The sequence below is a fragment of the Pseudomonas umsongensis genome (genome assembly GCF_002236105.1).
Lineage (GTDB): Bacteria > Pseudomonadota > Gammaproteobacteria > Pseudomonadales > Pseudomonadaceae > Aquipseudomonas > Aquipseudomonas umsongensis.
In genome coordinates this window covers 240,798-258,890 of sequence record NZ_NIWU01000001.1, presented here as the reverse complement: position 1 = coordinate 258,890, position 18,093 = coordinate 240,798, and the positions used below count along the sequence as shown (strand labels likewise).

At 59.0% G+C, this 18,093-nt stretch carries 17 protein-coding genes and 1 pseudogene; 5 read left to right on the top strand and 13 right to left on the bottom strand.

What is annotated here, in order from left to right:
* Positions 1–154: 154 nt before the first annotated feature.
* Positions 155–1,000 carry an SDR family oxidoreductase gene (locus tag PSUM_RS01210; protein ID WP_020798238.1) on the top strand — a complete coding sequence of 282 codons (846 nt, stop codon included), beginning with the start codon at positions 155–157 and terminating at the stop codon, positions 998–1,000.
* Between the two features lie 90 nt (positions 1,001–1,090).
* Positions 1,091–1,975, top strand: a complete 885-nt coding sequence (locus PSUM_RS01205; protein ID WP_020798240.1) for a DMT family transporter — start codon at positions 1,091–1,093, stop codon at positions 1,973–1,975.
* Here PSUM_RS01205 and PSUM_RS01200 read toward each other — a convergent pair.
* The 4 genes and pseudogenes from PSUM_RS01200 to PSUM_RS30825 form a co-directional block, all read right to left on the bottom strand.
* Positions 1,972–2,757 (bottom strand): tyrosine-protein phosphatase, encoded by a 786-nt coding sequence (locus PSUM_RS01200; protein WP_083348831.1) that lies wholly within the window; start codon positions 2,755–2,757, stop codon positions 1,972–1,974. The genes PSUM_RS01205 and PSUM_RS01200 overlap by 4 nt on opposite strands.
* 2 nt (positions 2,758–2,759) lie before the next feature.
* Positions 2,760–3,959 (bottom strand): phosphotransferase, encoded by a 1,200-nt coding sequence (locus PSUM_RS01195; RefSeq protein ID WP_083348830.1) that lies wholly within the window; start codon positions 3,957–3,959, stop codon positions 2,760–2,762.
* Entirely contained in the window at positions 3,956–4,993 is a 1,038-nt protein-coding gene (locus tag PSUM_RS01190; protein ID WP_020798243.1) for an amidohydrolase family protein, read from the bottom strand. The genes PSUM_RS01195 and PSUM_RS01190 overlap by 4 nt, the downstream gene beginning before the upstream one ends.
* A 395-nt stretch (positions 4,994–5,388) precedes the next feature.
* Positions 5,389–5,592: pseudogene (locus PSUM_RS30825) on the bottom strand (DUF1329 domain-containing protein); the annotation flags it as partial.
* An 80-nt stretch (positions 5,593–5,672) separates the two neighbouring features.
* Here PSUM_RS30825 and PSUM_RS01185 point away from each other — a divergent pair.
* On the top strand, positions 5,673–6,053 hold the full coding sequence (locus tag PSUM_RS01185) for a TetR-like C-terminal domain-containing protein (RefSeq protein WP_020798246.1): 381 nt from the start codon (positions 5,673–5,675) through the stop codon (positions 6,051–6,053).
* A gap of 138 nt (positions 6,054–6,191) precedes the next feature.
* Positions 6,192–6,641: a hypothetical protein gene (locus tag PSUM_RS01180; protein ID WP_020798247.1), complete on the top strand. Its 450-nt coding sequence runs from the start codon at positions 6,192–6,194 to the stop codon at positions 6,639–6,641.
* A 167-nt stretch (positions 6,642–6,808) separates the two neighbouring features.
* Here PSUM_RS01180 and PSUM_RS01175 read toward each other — a convergent pair whose 3' ends face one another.
* Positions 6,809–7,720, bottom strand: coding sequence for a LysR family transcriptional regulator (locus PSUM_RS01175; protein ID WP_033043238.1), 912 nt, complete (start codon positions 7,718–7,720; stop codon positions 6,809–6,811).
* A gap of 142 nt (positions 7,721–7,862) precedes the next feature.
* Between PSUM_RS01175 and PSUM_RS01170 the strand changes: the two genes are divergently transcribed.
* Positions 7,863–8,768 (top strand): helix-turn-helix domain-containing protein, encoded by a 906-nt coding sequence (locus PSUM_RS01170; protein WP_083348829.1) that lies wholly within the window; start codon positions 7,863–7,865, stop codon positions 8,766–8,768.
* 39 nt (positions 8,769–8,807) lie between these two features.
* On the opposite strand, the gene PSUM_RS01165 is transcribed toward PSUM_RS01170, so the two are convergent.
* From PSUM_RS01165 to PSUM_RS01130, 8 genes are all read right to left on the bottom strand, one after another.
* Positions 8,808–9,734, bottom strand: coding sequence for a quinone oxidoreductase family protein (locus PSUM_RS01165; RefSeq protein WP_020798250.1), 927 nt, complete (start codon positions 9,732–9,734; stop codon positions 8,808–8,810).
* 95 nt (positions 9,735–9,829) lie between these two features.
* Positions 9,830–11,077 carry an MFS transporter gene (locus PSUM_RS01160; protein WP_020798251.1) on the bottom strand — a complete coding sequence of 416 codons (1,248 nt, stop codon included), beginning with the start codon at positions 11,075–11,077 and terminating at the stop codon, positions 9,830–9,832.
* An 11-nt stretch (positions 11,078–11,088) separates the two neighbouring features.
* A complete protein-coding gene (locus PSUM_RS01155; RefSeq protein ID WP_020798252.1) occupies positions 11,089–11,910 on the bottom strand; it encodes an SDR family NAD(P)-dependent oxidoreductase in 822 nt (273 codons plus the stop codon).
* A gap of 59 nt (positions 11,911–11,969) precedes the next feature.
* Positions 11,970–13,331 (bottom strand): phosphotransferase family protein, encoded by a 1,362-nt coding sequence (locus PSUM_RS01150; RefSeq protein WP_020798253.1) that lies wholly within the window; start codon positions 13,329–13,331, stop codon positions 11,970–11,972.
* 37 nt (positions 13,332–13,368) lie between these two features.
* Positions 13,369–13,818, bottom strand: coding sequence for a nuclear transport factor 2 family protein (locus PSUM_RS01145; RefSeq protein ID WP_020798254.1), 450 nt, complete (start codon positions 13,816–13,818; stop codon positions 13,369–13,371).
* Positions 13,819–13,851: 33 nt separating this feature from the next.
* On the bottom strand, positions 13,852–14,670 hold the full coding sequence (locus PSUM_RS01140) for an SDR family NAD(P)-dependent oxidoreductase (protein ID WP_020798255.1): 819 nt from the start codon (positions 14,668–14,670) through the stop codon (positions 13,852–13,854).
* Between the two features lie 66 nt (positions 14,671–14,736).
* Entirely contained in the window at positions 14,737–16,089 is a 1,353-nt protein-coding gene (locus PSUM_RS01135; protein WP_020798256.1) for a DUF1329 domain-containing protein, read from the bottom strand.
* Positions 16,090–16,155: 66 nt separating this feature from the next.
* On the bottom strand, positions 16,156–17,826 hold the full coding sequence (locus PSUM_RS01130; RefSeq protein ID WP_020798258.1) for a DUF1302 domain-containing protein: 1,671 nt from the start codon (positions 17,824–17,826) through the stop codon (positions 16,156–16,158).
* Between the last annotated feature and the right edge of the window lie 267 nt (positions 17,827–18,093).

Here is an 18,093-nt window from a genome sequence, read left to right as displayed (position 1 = left end):
GGGCAATACTGCACACAAAACACATAAACGTTCAAATAATCTTTGACGAATGACCTCTTTGGGCTTTCAATAGTCCGGGCAGACCCCCTGAATACGGGGGTCAGGCAGGAAAACCCGCAAGCGGACCGGCAGAAAAAAAACAACAGGAGCCAGCATGAACATTGATTTGAGTGCAAAGCGCGTGATCATCACGGGTGCTTCCCGGGGCATCGGCCTGGCCATCGCCCGGGCTTTCGCGGCTGAAGGGGCGCGGGTAGCGATTTGCGCCCGCAGTGAGGCAGACGTCCGCGAGGTGGGTTCGCAGCTCGCGGAACACGCCCAGGCGGTCATTGCCCGAGCGGTTGACGTGACCGACAGTGAGGGAGTCAAGGCTTTCGTCGCCGAAGTTGCACACGCCTGGGGCGGTGTCGATGTGCTGGTCAACAATGCGGGTCAAGGACGCGGCGGTAATCTCGATACCCTGACGCCGGAGGCCATCCTCGAACATGCCAACATCCTGCAGATGGGGCATTTTCGTTTCGTCCAGGCCGTGGTGCCGTTCATGCGTGAACAGCGTTGGGGGCGAATCATCGAAATCAACGCCCTGGCCGGCGCGATTCCGACGCCAGACGGCATTCCTTCGGTGATCAACCGCGCGTCGTGCATCGCCCTCTCCCGCTCGCTGGGCATGTCCCTGCCCAAGGACAATATCCTGGTCAACAGCCTGAACATGGGCTGGATCGATACCGGCCAGTGGGACCGTCATTACAAAGAGATGGGGCCGGGCGTGAGTCGCGAGGAGTTCGACGCCATGGTGATGAAAGTCGTGCCGCTCGGACGCTACGGCAAGCCTGAAGACGTTGCCGGCATGGCGCTGTTCCTGGCCAGCGAATATGCCAGCTTCATCAGCGCTGCCTCGATCGACATAGCCGGCGGCATGGGTGGGCAGATTGCTTACTTCCCGACGCTCAAGCGCGACTTTGCCGCTGCCATTGCCGCTCGTAACGCTGCCAGCGAATAACGCGCACACGCAGTCCGGCATTCACTGATCGCCGCGAAAGCGGCCTTGGTCCCGGTGCGCCCGGCGCACCCTCAACGTTGGCGCACCCTGATGAATCTGCTGCTACCCGTCCTTGCCACGCTGATCTGGGCCGCCAGTACGGTGGTCAACCGTCTGTCGGTCGGGGTGATCGACCCCGCAGCCATTTCCTTCTATCGCTGGCTGACGGCGCTGCTGGTGTTGTCACCGGTGTTGTTGCCCAGGGTATGGCGCTTGCGCCGTCAGATTCGCCCTTATCTGGCCAAGCTGTGGCTGCTGGGATTGCTCGGCATGTCGCTGTACCAGTCACTGGCGTATTTTGCGGCACACACCGTCAGCGCCACGTCGATGGGCCTGATTCTGGCGACCATGCCGCTACTCACCGTGCTCCTGGCCTTCCCGGTGCTCAATACCCGGCCCACCGCGACATTGCTGGTCGGCACCCTGGTTTCGTTTGCCGGACTGGCCTGGTTGCTGGCAGCAGGCGACTTGTCTTCACTCTGGCAGCATGGGGTCGGGCAAGGTGAGCTGATGATGTTGGCGGCGTCGCTGTCGTACGCGCTGTATTGCGTGTTGGTGAAGCGCTGGCAGATTCCCCTGCCAACCTGGGAAAGCCTGTATATGCAAATTATCTGCGGCACCCTGCTGCTGGTGCCGCCTTTCGTGCTGGCACCGTCGATAGCCCTGACGGCAAAGAACATCCCACTGGTGTTATTCGCTGGCCTGTTCGCCTCGGCATTGGCACCCGGCCTGTGGATGCGCGGCCTGCAAACCCTCGGCGCAGAAAAAACTGCCGTATTGATGAACCTGGTGCCGCTGTTTACCGCGGTATTGGCGATCGTGCTGCTCGGGGAAACGTTGCACCTGTACCACGCGGTGGGTGGCGGCTTAATTTTGCTGGGGATCGGATTGGCGCAATGGAAACCGGCCCGGGTCATGACCCGCGCCGCGACCTAGGCGACCAGCAAGGTATCTCGCAATGCCTGCAAGCCCGTGCCACTCAAACCACTGAAACGCTGCAGATAGCGATCCAGGCCACCGTATTCAGCCTCGATCACCGCATAAGCGGCATTCAGGTATTCAGGCCGGGCATCCACTACCGCATCGAACGCCGCTTCGCTGACCGACTGGCCCACCATCCGGCCCACCGCATGACTCATCGCCTGCTGACGCTCTGCACTCAACTGACTGAAACGCCGTGCCGAACGCAAATAGTCGGTCAAGATGTGTTCTGGCGTGACACCAAGGGCATGCAACAGCAGCATGACCGCGATGCCGGTGCGGTCCTTGCCCGCCGTGCAGTGAATCAGCACCGAGCCCTTGCCTGCAGAAAACAACTCGAACAGCGCCGGCAACCGGGGCGCCAACATTCCCGGTAGCCGCCGGTAAACTTCCAGCATCATGGCCCGTGCACCCTCCGCCACCGGATTATTCGCCAGCATGAGGGCAAGGCGTGGATCGGCCCGGACATCGCCTATGACCTCCAGGTGCAACTCCCGGATTGCGTTATTGGGCAAGCGGTTCGGGTAACGTTCACGCTCACCCGCGCTGCGTAAATCGCAGACGGTCTGCAACCCCAGGCGCTGAAGTGTCTGCCAGTCTTCAGCAGTCAGCCCATGCAACTGGTCTGCGCGCAAAAGAATATCGCCGCCAATGCGGCGACCACAATGGGAGGGAATGCCTTTCAAGCTGCGAAAGTTATCCGCGCCTTGCAGACGCAAATCTTCCTGATTGACCACGCTCAACTCTCCAATAAATGTTGATACGCTTGCGTCAACGGCCTTGCGCCCTGCCCCAATATCGGTGTGCGGCGTGGCTTACGGCCGTGGGTTAACAAGCGCACAGTATCAAAATCTTCTGCGGCGGCGAAAAACCGCTCCACCATTGGCAGTCCGGCCTGCCCCCAATCATCCATGTTCGACATCCAGGTCTGCATCCCCCAGACCGGCCAACGCCGTACTTGTTCCCAGGCCGCGTCCTGACCCAGCACGCCTTCGGCTCCCAGGCTAATCAGTTTTTCACGGTAAACACGCAGCAAACGCAGCGCTTCGGCGCGGCGCTCCTCCACGGTCAACGCGCCGAGCATGAAATAGGCGACATCGCGCCATGGCCGGCCACGTCGGGCCAGTTGCCAATCCAGCCAGATACGTTGACCGTCACTGCGCAAGAAACTATTACCCTGATGGGAGTCACCATGGATCAAACAACAGGGTGAAGTCTGCTCCAGTTCAAAAGCTGCCAATTCATCGAAGGCATGGCTAAACAACTCCGGTGATTCGTACATCCATTTCGGCAGCAGCTGCTGGTACTCGGGTTTACGCAGATTGACCTTGATGTAGTTGTACATGCGCAGCAGACCGTCGCTGTCCACCGGGTTGGCCATCGACACCGGCAACCAGCGCTGCTCCTGCAACTGCGGACTGTTCCAGGTAGCAGCATGCACCGTCGCCAGTGACTCGAGCCCCTGAGCAACACCGTCCAAGCCAAGGTGATCGGTGCTATGACCAAATTGCCCGGCAGCCAGACCGAGGTCTTCCATCATCACCACACCTCGACCGCCACCATCGGCGTCCCAGTCGGTGAAAAATGTGGTCGGCAATGGCGCATCGGTCCAGCCGCGCGCCAGATGATACAGGCGCGCTTCCAGCTCACAGATATCGCCGCTCTCGAAACCTTCGGACCAGTTCGACTTCAGGCACACATGCGCAGGAATACCCGCGCGCTGTCCGACCTCGTTCAACTCAAGCCTGGCGCGCAATTTGGTGGTGTGCCCGTTACGGACCTCCAACGCCGTCAGCGCCAGGACCTCGATGCCTGGATAACGCGGCTGCAATAGCTGCGTGAGCCAGGCTGCGGATATCTCACTCAGTTGCCGAGGCAATCGCCCGCTGCGCTGCGGGCATGGCCGCCCGGCGGCCATGTCCAGCAGGCTGTCCGTCACGACGTCAGCACCCGGCCAGCGTTGGCCGGAACCTTCAGCTTGAGGAGTTCGATCGCGTTACCGCTACGAATCCGTTCACGGTCTTGAGCAGACAAACCCAGCCCCTCGGTCAAGTCGCCATGATCATAGGCGCCACCAAAGTTAGTGCCGTATAATAGACGCTCCGCCCCAACCACCTCGGCGACACCACGACGCAAGCCGGGCGCATGCACGTCGAGGTCGAAGTAGAAATTATGCATGTAATCCATCAACGGTCGCTGGTTGCGCGAGTCAGGTGCCATTGCCCGATTGAGCTCGCTCAAACGCCCCAACTGGAAAACCGCCATGCCACCGGCATGGGTGATGTAGGTTTTCAGGGTCGGGAAAACATCCAGTGCGCCGCCGCAGATCAGGTACCAGAAGAACAACGTTTCATCGACGCAATCACCCACGATCGAAGTGGTTTCGAACTTGTCGTCGGTGTGTTTTTCGCCCCAGTAGATCGACTGGTTGAAGCCATGCACCATGATCGGCACATCCAGCTGGGTGAGCTTTTCCCAGACGGGGAACAGGCGTTCATCGTGAGCTTCCAGACCATTGAAATTGGCCCCACCGACGCACACGCCCTTGGCGCCTAACTGAGTCACGGCGCGTTCGATTTCCTTGGCTGCGTTCAGTGGGTCCGCCAGGTTGGCGTGGCACCAGAAATCGAAGTGGTCGGGATCGGCCCGGCAAAATGCCGACAGCTCGTCGTTGCACAGGCGCGCGTATTCGTTGGCGAAATCACCTGCCCAATACATGAAACAGTGGGACGGTGTGGACATCACCAGCTTGTCGACACCCCGTTCGGCCATCAGCTTGCGCCGGCTGGCGTGGGTCATGCGCGCGAGGAGGTTGGCCTGCGCCTCAGCGTCAGTAGCGGCTTTGGCCGGTTGCTTGGTACCGAGGGAAAAATGCCCCACGGTCAGCCCCTGCACCTTCATGAACGGCCCCCAGAACTCGTGGCGGTTCAGCATACCCTCAGTCAGCAAGTGGGCGTGGACATCAATCAGCATGGCATTCTCCTTGTTGTAATAAGCCAGCAGGTCGAACGCCTCATTTGACAGGGCGTTCGGACCGGTTTGAGGGATAACTGCACCGCCAATAATATAGACACTTTTTCTATATGTGTTCATTTATTATTGAAGCTAGAGAAGGTTTTTGGGGTGTGCCTTGTGTGGAACGGGCTTTTGCGGATTGGAAGAACCTGTAGGAGCGAACATGCTCGCGATGGAGGCCCAGACAACGCGTTCATCCAGACAGGGCGCGTTATCGTTGACGTCCATCGCGAGCAGGCTCGCTCCTACAGGGGTCGGCTGTCAGGCCGCCTCAAATGGATATGTACGCCAAAAGAATCCAGCAAAAAAAAAGCGGCCCACTCAGGCCGCAAATGCGTGTCCATTCGATGCAATCAGCGTTGCGTTTCCTGGGAAACAATCGATTCAGGTTTCATGTCGCGCTCCGACAGCGGTGCGTCGTGTACCCGGTAGCCGCCCTTGAGGCCGTCGTTGAGCAACGACCACATGCCCTTGTTGAAGTCATAACTGACGTTTTTCACTGTGTACGGAAGGTTTTTGTCGTACAACTGAACGCCGCTCTGGAACAGCGCGCGGTACGGGGGTTGCCCGCTCCACCTTCTACGCGCACTTTCGCGACAAGGAAGACCTGATCGTTGCCGGGTATGAAGCCATTGGCATGCCCTCAACCAAGGTCACCGAGGTAGGTGGCGACCGTCGTGTCCTGCTGGACGTGTCAGCCTGGCTGTTCAGCGCTACCGAACGTCATGCGGCACTGACGACGTCATTTTTCAGCGGTCCCGGCCAGAGCGTGATTCTTGCCCATCTGGAAAATATCCTGATCATCCAGGTGCGGGAACACTACCGAAAACAGGGTTTGTACCAGGTGGAGCACATGCGTGGCGAAGCGGCGGTACGCTGTTTCGTGGGGGCCTTGATCGGGCTGTGGCTGTGGTGGGTACGCCACGACTATCCGAACTCGGCGCAAGAAATGACCGAGACCTTCGACAGCCTGATGAACAATGGAACCTGGCCGCCGGCCAACAACGCTCGGCAGTAGCGGCGTCACGATGCGGGTCGACCCCCAATACACCCGGCAAAATGGCACCGCCCCTGTCTGCATCCCGCACAAGACATTGCTCAAATGAGCTATACCAAAATCTCCCGTACTACATTTTCGGAGCACAGGAGATTTATCATGAATTTGAGAAATCAATCGGCGGCGCTGATGGCCACTGTGATGATGCTCGGCTGTACGCATTCATCAAACCAGACAGTGACCATTCCTCTGCTTGCTACGCCACAGAACACCGGCGAGATTGCCAATACGACATTGGCCAACCAAGGCAATGAAACCGCCTTTACCTTCATCATTGGCGGGGTTCCAAGCGGAACCCTCAGTCCCTTGAACCTCTATACGTCTATCCATAAAGGGAGCTGCAAACAACCCGGGCCCGTTGCCTACACAATGAATGACCGGATCAACACCAGCCGTATTTCCGATATCGGTGGCTGGACCTATTCACGAAGCGCGCCTGTCGCCATGTCAGAACTGTTTTCCACCGGCTACTCCGTGGTTGTGACAACCACGCCGGCCGATGGCAACGTCGATATTTTCTGCGGAGATATCAAGCAAGCAGCGAATTGAAATTGCGATACCACCCCTGAATTCTGTCCTCTGCGAAGACGCAAAAAAACCCACCTGTGTTGCAGTATCTGAATATCCAATACCACTGCACAGTTTTCGCGATTTACGATCCCCTCCTCACTCGACTCCGGCAAATAGCCAGTCAACGCTGCGCGCCAGCTGCAAGGCTACGAAGCGCAGGCCATGATCAAAAACTGCCGGAATGCCTGGGCCGATGCTGACAAACGGGTATCTGGCAGCCAGATAAGTCCGAGCTCCATGGGGGGAATCACGTCTACCAGCGGGCGGATCTCAATTTTCTTGCCCTCCAGGGACCAGGCCCGGTAGACCATGTCCGAGAGAATGGTCACGCCGAAACCATGCCCCACCAACCCGCGCAATGCCTCCATGGATGAGGTGCGAAAAGCCACCTTGGGCGCCAATCCACGGGATTCCCAGTAGCGCGAAGTCGAAGCCTCCCCCTCATCGACCGTGGCGAGGATATAGGGATGCTCGGCGACGTCTTCGAGATTGATCGAGGTGGCGGACATCAAAGGGTGCTGACTGGCCAACCAGAGTTGGCGGCGAGAACGAATCAGCACCTGGTGAGCGAACCCCTGCAGGTTTGGTGTGTTGGAGACTATCGTCAGGCCCAGGTCGAGATCGCCATTGCCCAGGGCTTCCTCAATGCTGTGACGGTCCATGTCGATCAGGTCGATCTCAACCTGAGGGTAGCTACGTTTGAAGCGCGCCAGCAGCGCAGGCAGAAAATAGCCCAGCACCGTGTAAGAGGCGCCCACTCGTACGGTGCCTTGCATGGCGTGACCGAGAAAAAGCGGTTCACTGAGGGCGTCCTGCAGGGTGTCGAGGATGTGCCGCGCATGCTGGGAAAACTTGTTGCCTTCAGCGGTCAGTGACACGCCATGGGGCAGGCGGTCGAACAGGCTGACGCCCATGGACTGTTCCAGATGCAACACGGCCGCCGTAATCGCCGACTGCGATACATGTGCCTTCAGCGCCGCTTGGGAAAACTGTCCGGCGTCCGCGGCGGCGACAAAATAACGCAGCTGGCGCATTGAAATATCTCTGCCCTTTGTCATCTGATTTTCTGATACCTACGGTCTGAATATATGAAACAGCTTGGTCCACAGCCTCGGTACACTCGAGACCGGGTAGCTGCTTTGCCGTATTGCCACCCTTCGAATTTCAGCACCAACAATAAAAAAGGCTGAAGGTTGAAAAATGAACGCGATCCACTACAGCGAGTACAACTGTGAAGCGTCAGGTAATTTCCTGACCGAAGCTTCACTGGCCAAACAAGGCTTCGATCTGCGCGTTGAACAGGCGCAATGGTCGTGCTCCGGCACGGCCCTGATTGAAACCGGCAACAGTTGCCTGATACGCCTGATGCTGCCTGCCAGCGTTCAAAGCAAGCCTAACTGCGGCAGCTTTGCCAGGCACGGCGCGCATCAATTCCAGCCCTTGGGCAAACTGCTGTTCATTCCCCATCGCACCGAATTCCATCTACGCCACGATGCCAGCAAGCAAAAGGCCCTGGTGTGCCTGTTCGATCCCTCCTCCCTCGGCGCCCTGGGCAGTTATCGCTGGAACTGGAAGGAGAACGTCAGCGAAGCCATGCTTGACCTGCAGAGCGGTTACCTGCACGCGTCCTTGCAACGGCTGGCCGAAGAGGTGAGCAATCCCGGTTTCGCCAGCGAATTGCAAACCGAGTGCCTGCTCACCAGCATTGCCCTGGACCTGCGCCGCGAGTTCATCGACGTTCCCGTCGTTGCCGCCGTTCCCTTACCCGACACTGAAAAACTCAGCCCTCGGCAATTCAACATCCTGCGTGAACTGCTCGATACCACGAGCGACGAAGGCCACTCTTTGCGCCACTTGGCGCAGGCCTGCGAGCTGCCGTTGCGAACTCTGTCCAGTCGCTGCAAAAACACGACTGGCATGACATTGCGCCAATACGCAGCACAACATCGCCTGCGAAAAGCCATGGCGCTGCTGGCCGACACACGGTTACTGATCAAACAAGTTGCCTATCAGGCCGGCTTCAACAATGCAGCAGCCTTCAGTGCCGCATTCCGCAAAGAACTCGGCGTTACACCCGAAGAGTTTCGCCATCAGCGCCGACGCTAAAAGGCACCCGAACAAGGGCACCTTTTAGCGACAGGGGTTTCAACGACGAATCGTGGCAGTGATTTTTGCGTGTGGCCCATTGACCTGCGCGGCCCAGGCTTCAGCTGCCTGATCCAGGGTGAAGTCAAGGTAATCCACCTGAATCTGCTGCTCTTTGGCGATCTTCAGCAGACGCAGCCAGATTTGCTCACGGTCTGCTGGCGCGCGCTGGCCGGTGCCGATGCACGACAAGTTGCGGAACAATAGATCGGCAATATCCAGATTGAGCTGGCGTCCGGCCCCCGTGCCAATGGTCACGATACGGGCGCCCCAATTGGTGGCTTTCAGAGACGTCAACATGGGTTGACCGCACACCAGGTCCAGCACCACGTCAAATCCACCATCGGCCGCGTCCTTGAGAGCTGCGACATCATCGCTACCGCCTAGTGTCACCACCTCATCGGCGAGGCCCCGCGACTTCAAACGGCCCAGCGCTTCACCCGACCGCGCAGCACCGACCACCTTGCCCGCACCCATACCGCGCGCCAGTTGCAAGGCGATCTGGCCGAGGGTACCGGTCGCGCCCAAAATCAGGACTTTTTCACCCTTCTGAATTTCGGCTTTTTCCAGTGGAACGATGGCACCGGTAGCCGCAATGCCCATGCTGATCGCGGTTTTATCGTCCACGTCGTCCGGCACATTCCACACTTCGGCTTGCGGCACCAGGGTGCGCTCTGCCCAGGCACCAAATGGCAGCACCGAGCGTTCCCCGAAATACACCCGACGGCCATCCGGCGCACGGCCTACGCCTTCGCCGCGAATGACACAGGGGTACTCCACTCCGAGACGGTAGGCGCCGAGTACATCCCAGCCCCCCAGGCCAGCGGTATCGACATCGATCAGTACCGCGCCGTCTTGCGGCTTCGGCTCACGAAACTCGTCGACTACCGGCAGCGCATTGCGCTCGGAAATAATTGCTGCACGCATGGCATTCTCCTTGTCTGTTTTATTTTAAGGCTGCACTTAGAGCAGTAGTTGAACACAAATCAATTATTTGTCCATATGTTTAGCTCGAAATTCCACTAGCGGGTCGCCAATGACTCGGCCTGATAACGCGGATACCCACCCAGCGTCAGGAGAAGCAAGGGTCCGACGACAAAGCAGATGAAGCTGAACAACAGCATGGCCGAGTAGCCACCGGTCAGCTTGAACAGTCCCGCAAACAGCAATGGCGAGATCGCGGCACCGGCGGTAATCAGGCCCAGATGGGCACCGAACAAGCGACCGTAGTCGCGCATGCCGAAGTAGCGGGCGATCAGGAATGCCGCGATATCGAATTCGGCGCCCGCACCAACACCCACCAGCAATGTGGCGAGGGTGTACAGGGCAATGCTGGAGTCGCCATAGGCAAAAATGCCGCAGGCAAATGCCGGCATCAAAAGCGCCAAAGAGGCGACACCGGGGGCCCACAACCGGTCAATCAGGTAACCCACCAGCAACCGTCCGAGAATCAGCGACACGCCAAAGCTGCTGAAAACCTGGCTGGCCTGCAGGGCGCTCAGGCCTCGATCCTGCAGCAGTGGCACAATGTTGGTGACCATGCCCACCACGCAGGACACCACCAATGTCATCGACAGGTTGCACACCCAGAACCGCCACGAACGCAGCGCTTCGCGCAACAGCAGCCCGCCGGATCGTTCGCTGACGACCGCAAGTGGTGATGTGCTGTGGCTGACAACAGCGGTCGGCATTAACCAGCGTAACGCCAGTGGCAATGCCAGCAGTATTGGCAACACGCTCAATGCGATAAAACCCGCCTGCCAATTCCAACGGCCGATCGCCCAGGCGGTGATCAGCGGCAGCATGATGGCCGCGAGCCCGGAGCCGCTGAGGATGATCGCCAACGCCAGGCCTCGGTTTTCCTCAAACCACAGGTTGACCAAGTGCGACCAGGTCACCTGCAACGTACCCAGCCCGGCCAGCGGCACCAGGAAAAAACCCAGGTAGAGGGTCCATATCGAGCCACTGACACAGCTCAGGAGGAAGACGCTCACGGACAACGCCAACAAGGACAGCAACGTGATCAGGCGCAGGCCATATCGCAAATTGAGCCAGCCGGCCAATTGCGACGCGACAATGGTGCCCAGCGACAGTGCGGTGATCGCCGCCTGTAACTCCGCCCTGCCCCAGCCCATGGCCTGTTCCAGGGGAATTACCAGGGAGCTGAAGCTGTACAGCAGCAACGAACTGGAACTGGTGGCGACACCCACGAGAGCCAGAATCAGCACCCTCCAACCGCGTTTGAATTCTGCGTTATCAAAGCCTTTCATGGTGTGTGACCTCAGTCGTTGCCGATGAACACAGCCGCTTGCGCGCTCTTGCTCAGCACGTGTGCACGGCGTGCCGGGCCAGGCGCATTGGCGAGCTGTTCGAGGGTGTCTTCGGGGTGTATCAACGTCGGGCCATTGCCCAGCTCCTGAAGCGCCAGAAGCGCCAGGTCTTCAGCCTTGGGCAACGTCATGGTGAGGGCGTCGGGAATGTTCAGTTTGACCATGGCATCGCGCATGGTAGGGGTGTCCACGGTACCGATGACCAGGTTGAGCACATCCACACCACGATCTTTCCACTCCGCCCATAACGACTCGCCGAGGTTCAGCGCAAACCCTTTGGTGGCGGTGTACATCGCCAGTTTTCGAATCCCGCCTAACGCAGCCTGGGAACCCACCAGCAGCAATCCACCTCGCCCGCGTTCCAGCATGGCGGCACCGAAGGCATGGCTGCATTGCATCACAGTTAGGCAGTTGAGGCGCAGCAAGGCGCCCCAGTCGTCGACCGAAGTATCGAGAAAACGCGTGATGTAGGGGTCGCCCCCGGCGTTGTAGATAAACAGACCGACTTGCCGCTTACCAACAGCCGCCAACAATTGCTCACAGGCATCGGGATGGGACAGGTCCTGGATGAGCACCAGCACCTCAACGTCGTACCGTTGCTCCAGATCATTTTTCAACTGCGCCAAGGCTTCGCCACGGCGCGCCACCAGCACACAGTTAAGGCCACGCTCGGCGAGTGCATGGGCAAATGCGGCGCCCACCCCATGCGAGGCACCGGCGATCACTGCCCACGGACCATACCGATGCTTGAAGGCGTTATCAGGAACAGACATAAACACTCCGAAAACAAAGGCCCGGCGGCAAGCCACCGGGCGAGGAAGGCTTCACCGCGTCAGGCGACTGGCGGCAGGTCGATGTGGCTGGCGGAGGCGCCAATGGCGGTGCTGCCATAGACCAGGACGCGCCGCTCGATTTGCGCCATGAACAGGTGCAGCAAGGGTTCGTCGTATTCCGGCCCGGCGTTTTTGACAAAGGTTTCCAGCGCTGCATCGATCTCGCTGTAGTCACTGAAGGTGCGGTCCAGCAGCGCTTGCGCGTCCTGTTGCTCCAGCTTGCGCAAGTGCAACTCCATGGCATCGCCACGGCCCAGGTATTCCACCAGTTTGCTCACTGCGCGCAATTTGGTTTTCTGGAAATCGCTGGCAACCTCCACTTGGGCCAAGGCATCGGTCAGCATGGTCAGCAGCTGTGCATTTGGGCCAGTGCCGACAACGTCCAGCTTCGGCTTTTGCAGGGGAACACCCATGGCCTCGGCCAGCGCATGCACCACCACACGGCGCAGGGCGATATCAAATTCGGTGTAGGTGTCATGCGGGTCACCCGGTTGTGGCGTGGCCACCGATGCCGAGAACTGCATGGTGCTGACCGTGGCGAAGAGCGCGGTGTGGTAGCGCACTACATCAGGCTCCGCCGGTTCGCCGGTCACTTGCTGATAATAGCGATACAAGGCCGCAAAACTGTCCCCGAGCGGTTCGTAATTGTCGCGCATGCGCGCCGAAGCGAGGTCGGCCAGAGGATCACCGATCATGGCGAACTCAAAATCGTAGAGGCCATGCACCTGTCCGTTCTCGAACAGAAACTGCCCCGAATCGTACTGAACGAAAGCAGGCCGGGTTCGGTGCTGTGGCACATTGCGCCGCAGCCAACCGAGGGCGAATTCGGCCAGAGGCTGAGGCTTGGTTTTATTACGCGCATACAGCGGGTAATAGGCTTCCAGACCCGCCAGGGTAATGTCCGCGGCACCTTTGGGCAGGCTGATACCCTGATCGATAAAGGGTTGCAACGGCAGTTGGTGCATACGCACCATGGCATCGACCCACTGGCGTGCAACCCCATGACGTTCGGCATCGCTCTTCGCCGTACTGACGTCACGGCTACCCGGCACCAACTGCATCAGGATGGCTTGCGGGTCTTCGCAAAAGCCGTAGATATGCGGTACGGGCACGCCTTGCTGACCGAGCAAGGAGAGAATGTCCGCCTCCCGGCGCAGATCCGGGAATGGACTGACATCCCCACCGCGCTCGCCCCGAATATGCAACTGAAGGGTTTCGCCATCGCGTTGCAGCTCAAGGTTCCAGGCCGGGCGCCAGCGCAGCAGACGCTGCATGGCGGTGATTTTCCCGCCCAGTAGACCTTCGACAAAGGTACGCAGCTTTTCTTCGACCGGATCACAGGTCACATTTGTTGTTGGCATACATGTCTCCCTCAGACGCTGATGTCCAGCGCCGCTATCAATGGGTGCTGATAACACCAGCGCTCGGCCCGCCCACGTGCTCCAGCGGTACGCCCTTTTTCTTCGCCAGGTCAGCGGTGTCCAGGTACTCGCGCCAGGCACAGATAAGGCCTTGCTCGTTCAGCTCGTACACCGCCACCATCGAATGCGGCATGGGGACGCCATTGCTGACGCAGTAATCATCGCGTTCGGTCATTACCACTCGCTCGGAAGAAACGATGTGGCGCGTGTTGCAGTGGTTATGCGTGACATAACTCATCTGCCGCTCTATCTCCTTGCGCAGCGCGTCACGACCACGGATCACCGGACCACCGGGTACCCAAAGTTGCCAGACAGCGTCGTCGGCAAAAGTGGCCATGATGCGTTCGATATCCGGGCGGCTGCCGTCGCTGCCATCGCCCCAGGCGGCCAGCATGTCGAGGATGAAGCGTTCCTGTTCGAGTGCCATGAAACGGGCTCCAGTGCAGTGAATTGATCGGGATCAGATCGAGGCTTGGGGCAGCAGGAAATTGCGCACCACTGGCACCATCGGCGTACCGCAGCTCATGCCACCGTCTACACGCATCAACGTGCCGTTGACGTAGGCCGCGTCGTCGCTGGCAAGAAATGCGGCCATGGCGGCGATGTCTTCCGGCTCCCCCAGTTGCGGTACGTTTTGCAGGTCGAGAAAAGCGCTCTTCATGGCCTCGTTGGCCCAGCTTTCCATGGCCGGTGTGCGAATGACCCCCGGCAAAATGCCGTTGCAACGAATGCCGCGTTTACCAAAGGTGGCGGCAATGGTTTGCACATACCAATTGAGCGCAGCCTTGGAGGCGCCGTAGCTGAACTGGGAGATTTCGCCGGCAATCGAGCTGGTGGACGATGTGAACAGAATCGAACCGCTGCCCTGGGCGAGCATGTGCGGCAAAGCGTATTTGCACGCCAGGACACCGCCCAGCACGTTGACACGCATGCAGTTGTGGAACAGCTCGGTGTTGAAGTTGATGAAGTCGATATCGCGGGTGGTGGCCGGGTTTCGGTACACCGCATTATTGAACAGCACGTCGATACGGCCGAAAGTCCGGACGGTCTGTTCAACCATCTCCCGCAGGGCGTCTTCCTGGCCGACATCCACTTGCAATGCCAGGGCATTGGCGCCGATTTGAGCCGCCACGGCCTGCGCCGATTCGGCGAAAAGATCGGTGACCACCACGGTGGCGCCTTCCCTGGCAAAACGCAGTGCCGAAGCGCGGCCAATGCCACTGCCCGCGCCAGTGATCACGCAGACTTTGCCGTCCAGGCGTTTCAGAATCTCGCTCATGAATAGGTCTCGGGAACGAAGAAAAAAATCGGCGTCCGAGGCGAACGCCGAAAAGGGCGCACGATGTCAGCGGGTTTGACCACCAGCGATGGTCTGTGGGTTGGCTTCACGCTCGGCGACCGGTTCCTGGCGGTAGCGTGTAGGGCCATTACCGAACATGCCGTACTGGTCACGGGTGAAGTCGTACAGCGAGTAGGAATCCTGTTGCGGATTGTTGGGAATACCGTAGGCCTCGATGTTGTACTGCGAGCCGGTACGGAACAACGCACCGCTGTCGTCCCAGGCGTCGTAGACAGCCGCGCCAAAGGTGTCTTCGTCGATGTAGTAGCGGCGCTTTTTCTGCGCGTGACGCACGCCGTCCTTGCGCGTCGCTTCCACCACCCAGACACGGTGCAGCTCCCAGCGTTCACAGGCCGGATTGATGTGGTTGGGCATGAGCTTTTTCTCCATGTCGCAACCCCATTTCAGCGTGTAGTTGCTGTAGGGAATCAACATTTCCTTCTTGCCCACCAACTTCCAGTCAAAGCGGTCCATCTTCCCGGAGAACAGGAAGATTTCGTCGTAGAACGCTACCCCGCCGAACGCCGAGTTAGGGGTGTCGTAGTTGAACTCCGGAGCCTTGCGTACACGCCGCTGGCCGGTGCTGTAGCTCCAGGCGTAGCGGGAGTCGGTGACCGGGTCGAGGTAATCCCAATACCCGGATGCCTGCCCGGCCGTACGGGCCGGCGCGACGACGTGCGACCAGATACGCTGGGCGATTTTCGGATCACGCCCTGGCACATCCATTTGATAGAAAGGTTTTTCGCCGGTGGAACGGTTGGTGTTGGTCAGCGTGATGTGGCCCTCATTGACCACATAGGCACTGTGGTTCCAGTCCCAGCCATTCACGCCCTGATAGTTGAGGATGTAGTTCCACATCACCTCGCGGCCATCGCGCGGCAGCGGGAAAGGCAGGCCGCCACGGCACGCTTCGCTGATCGACAGACCATCGTTCTCGGTTTTGCAGTCTTTGCGGGTGGCGTTGCGCTGGGTAGCTGCCAGGAAGTTTGCTGGAAAGGTGGCGGTCCGGTGGGTGGGGTACACCTCAAGGTAATACGTGTCGGGGTACTTTTTGAGCAACTTCATCTGCCCGGCCGTCATCTGGTCAGCGTACTGGTCCGCGTTGCTTGCGGTAATGCGCAAGCGTGGCTTTTCATTGGCAAACGGGTTCGGCCAGGTCCCATCGCCAGGCACCATACCGGCAGGGACTTTCAGACCACCGTCGTAAGCCGGAATAGTGCCCGCCGCGTTGCCGGCGACAATCGAACCAAACGCCGTGAGCTTGCCGCCCAGGTCCGCTGTAGTGAAGCTCTCATCAGCCACCGCCGACCCCGCCAAAGCGATGGCCACGAGGCCTATCGCACAAGAATTAATCTTCATGACCTTCTCCATTCAGATGGGTGATCACCAAGCCCGGTGATCACTGCATTGCATTTCAGGGGCGGTTTAGAACGCTGTGCTGACGGTCAGGGAGACCCAGTTACGGTCGGACAGTCCAACGTCGCCGGAACCACCGACGACGGTTTTTCCTACGCCATTGACATCGGCGTAATGGCGTTCGCTGCCGTAGCCGATATAAGACAGCGTCACGTCCATGCGCTCGTCGTAGGTGCCCTTCACACCGGCCTTCCAGGTGTATTTGCCTTCGTTGCCTCCCCCTGTGGCGGCATTGCCGCTGACGCCGTAATCCACGCTCATCGGGGTAGAAATATTCCAACCGGGGAACACCCCCAGCCACTGCGGCGCAAAGCTAACGGCAAGGCCGACATAGTTGTCGGTGGCGCAGCCGAAGTGTTTGTCCTGCCCCGCCGGGCAGCCGCGGTAGCCTTCGCCCTTGAACAGCTCTTCATGCTCTGTCACCTTTTCCACGTGACTGAACGCCATTTCGGTGATCAGGCTGCCGGTGTCGAAGTAATTGGTACGCGGCAGCAACCAAAGGCTGTTGACCACCAGGTGCCAGGTATCACCTCGGGCGCCCTCGTTGTCGACGGTGCTGATGTTGCTGGAGATCAGGGAAGTGTTCTGGCGATACGACAGGTCTACCCCCACGGAGCCGCCACCCAGTACCGGCCCTGCGGAGTAACCCAGGCCATAAAGCTTGACGTTGTTGGCGTAAACGTAGCGGGCGAAAGTCGGCGCCACTTGCAGGCCCCACGGGTTGTAATCATCGAACTCGCGGTAGTACAGGCTGACTTCCGAGTGCAGATAGTCGAAGCTGTAGGTACCCATCACGCCCCAGTTGCCCTCGTCCTTGGGCTTGAGCGGATCGATCAATGGCCGTGTGAAACCACTGAACAACGGCAAGCGGTCCGGGCCTTCAAGTGCGATGTCGGCGGAGGCCAGGTAAGTGCCGCCCTCAGGCGCACGAGTAGTGTCCCATTCGAAGAAATATTGCGCCGCCAGCGACAACTTGTCGGTGACCTGCGCCTGGGTGGAAATCTGCGTCAACGGCAGGAAGATTTCGCGCGTCTCGGTGCCGGGGTTACTCACGGCCTTGCGCCCATCCAGCGGTGCTTGTGAGTAGGAAATGGCATGCCCGGCAATCAACAGGCCATTGCCCCAATACACGGTGTGCCGGCCGGCACGCACGCTGACCGGGATGTCGCCAAGGTCGAAGCGGGTAAACGCAAAGGCGTCCAGCAATTCGCCGCTGGGTCCGCGGTGGTAGCGCTTGGTAAAGTTGGAGTAATGGCCGTTGGTATAGCTCGGCGTACTCTTACCCGGAAATGCGCCGGGGTAGAAGACGTTGCCATCGCTGGTTTCGACATCGGTGTCTTCGTACGCCTGGTCGTACCAGGCAGCGCCGCTGATGCGAAAGCCGTTGTACTTCTTATAGGCCACCTCCATTTCGCTCATCAGGTCGACGCGATTGGTCACCACATCGCCTTTATCAAACTTGGAATCAGACTCGTCGTAGGTGGCGTTGTTGGCCAAGGCATTGTCACGCCCCTCAGCTCGCACGCCGACGTTGTAGCGAACGGTGTTGTCCCAGCGCGCGGTGAGGTCCGGATTGCCGGTATCGAACTCGGCAGCCCTACTGTTGCCAACGGACAAGACACACCCGATCACACTGAGCCAGATGGCCAGGCTTAACGGCTTTGGTTTTGCGTCGATCATCAACACTCCCTTCCCATTCTTTTTGTTATTGGCAGCCGAAGTGCCGGGCCGTTTCAACCGCGCCGAAGAGCGCTGGCCTGAGGGCTTCGATATGGCTGAAGTAAACGGGACAGGGAGGTTTGGGCACAACGATTGGGAGCATTGCTGAAATGCATTTGATATTGATCAAATGCCAAAGAACATTCCGGTATTCAAATATCCAATACCACCCCGCTGTTTTTGTGATTTTACGATCCACACCCCCCTCCCTAGACTCCGGCCAATAAC

Bases quoted from the DNA above. Each gene is read 5' to 3' on its own strand.
- PSUM_RS01210 (WP_020798238.1), top strand. From the start codon at position 155: ATGAACATTGATTTGAGTGCAAAGCGCGTGATCATCACGGGTGCTTCC.
- PSUM_RS01205 (WP_020798240.1), top strand. From the start codon at position 1,091: ATGAATCTGCTGCTACCCGTCCTTGCCACGCTGATCTGGGCCGCCAGT.
- PSUM_RS01190 (WP_020798243.1), bottom strand. From the start codon at position 4,993: ATGCTGATTGATGTCCACGCCCACTTGCTGACTGAGGGTATGCTGAAC.
- PSUM_RS01185 (WP_020798246.1), top strand. From the start codon at position 5,673: ATGCCCTCAACCAAGGTCACCGAGGTAGGTGGCGACCGTCGTGTCCTG.
- PSUM_RS01180 (WP_020798247.1), top strand. From the start codon at position 6,192: ATGAATTTGAGAAATCAATCGGCGGCGCTGATGGCCACTGTGATGATG.
- PSUM_RS01175 (WP_033043238.1), bottom strand. From the start codon at position 7,720: ATGACAAAGGGCAGAGATATTTCAATGCGCCAGCTGCGTTATTTTGTC.
- PSUM_RS01170 (WP_083348829.1), top strand. From the start codon at position 7,863: ATGAACGCGATCCACTACAGCGAGTACAACTGTGAAGCGTCAGGTAAT.
- PSUM_RS01165 (WP_020798250.1), bottom strand. From the start codon at position 9,734: ATGCGTGCAGCAATTATTTCCGAGCGCAATGCGCTGCCGGTAGTCGAC.
- PSUM_RS01160 (WP_020798251.1), bottom strand. From the start codon at position 11,077: ATGAAAGGCTTTGATAACGCAGAATTCAAACGCGGTTGGAGGGTGCTG.
- PSUM_RS01155 (WP_020798252.1), bottom strand. From the start codon at position 11,910: ATGTCTGTTCCTGATAACGCCTTCAAGCATCGGTATGGTCCGTGGGCA.
- PSUM_RS01150 (WP_020798253.1), bottom strand. From the start codon at position 13,331: ATGCCAACAACAAATGTGACCTGTGATCCGGTCGAAGAAAAGCTGCGT.
- PSUM_RS01145 (WP_020798254.1), bottom strand. From the start codon at position 13,818: ATGGCACTCGAACAGGAACGCTTCATCCTCGACATGCTGGCCGCCTGG.
- PSUM_RS01140 (WP_020798255.1), bottom strand. From the start codon at position 14,670: ATGAGCGAGATTCTGAAACGCCTGGACGGCAAAGTCTGCGTGATCACT.
- PSUM_RS01135 (WP_020798256.1), bottom strand. From the start codon at position 16,089: ATGAAGATTAATTCTTGTGCGATAGGCCTCGTGGCCATCGCTTTGGCG.
- PSUM_RS01130 (WP_020798258.1), bottom strand. From the start codon at position 17,826: ATGATCGACGCAAAACCAAAGCCGTTAAGCCTGGCCATCTGGCTCAGT.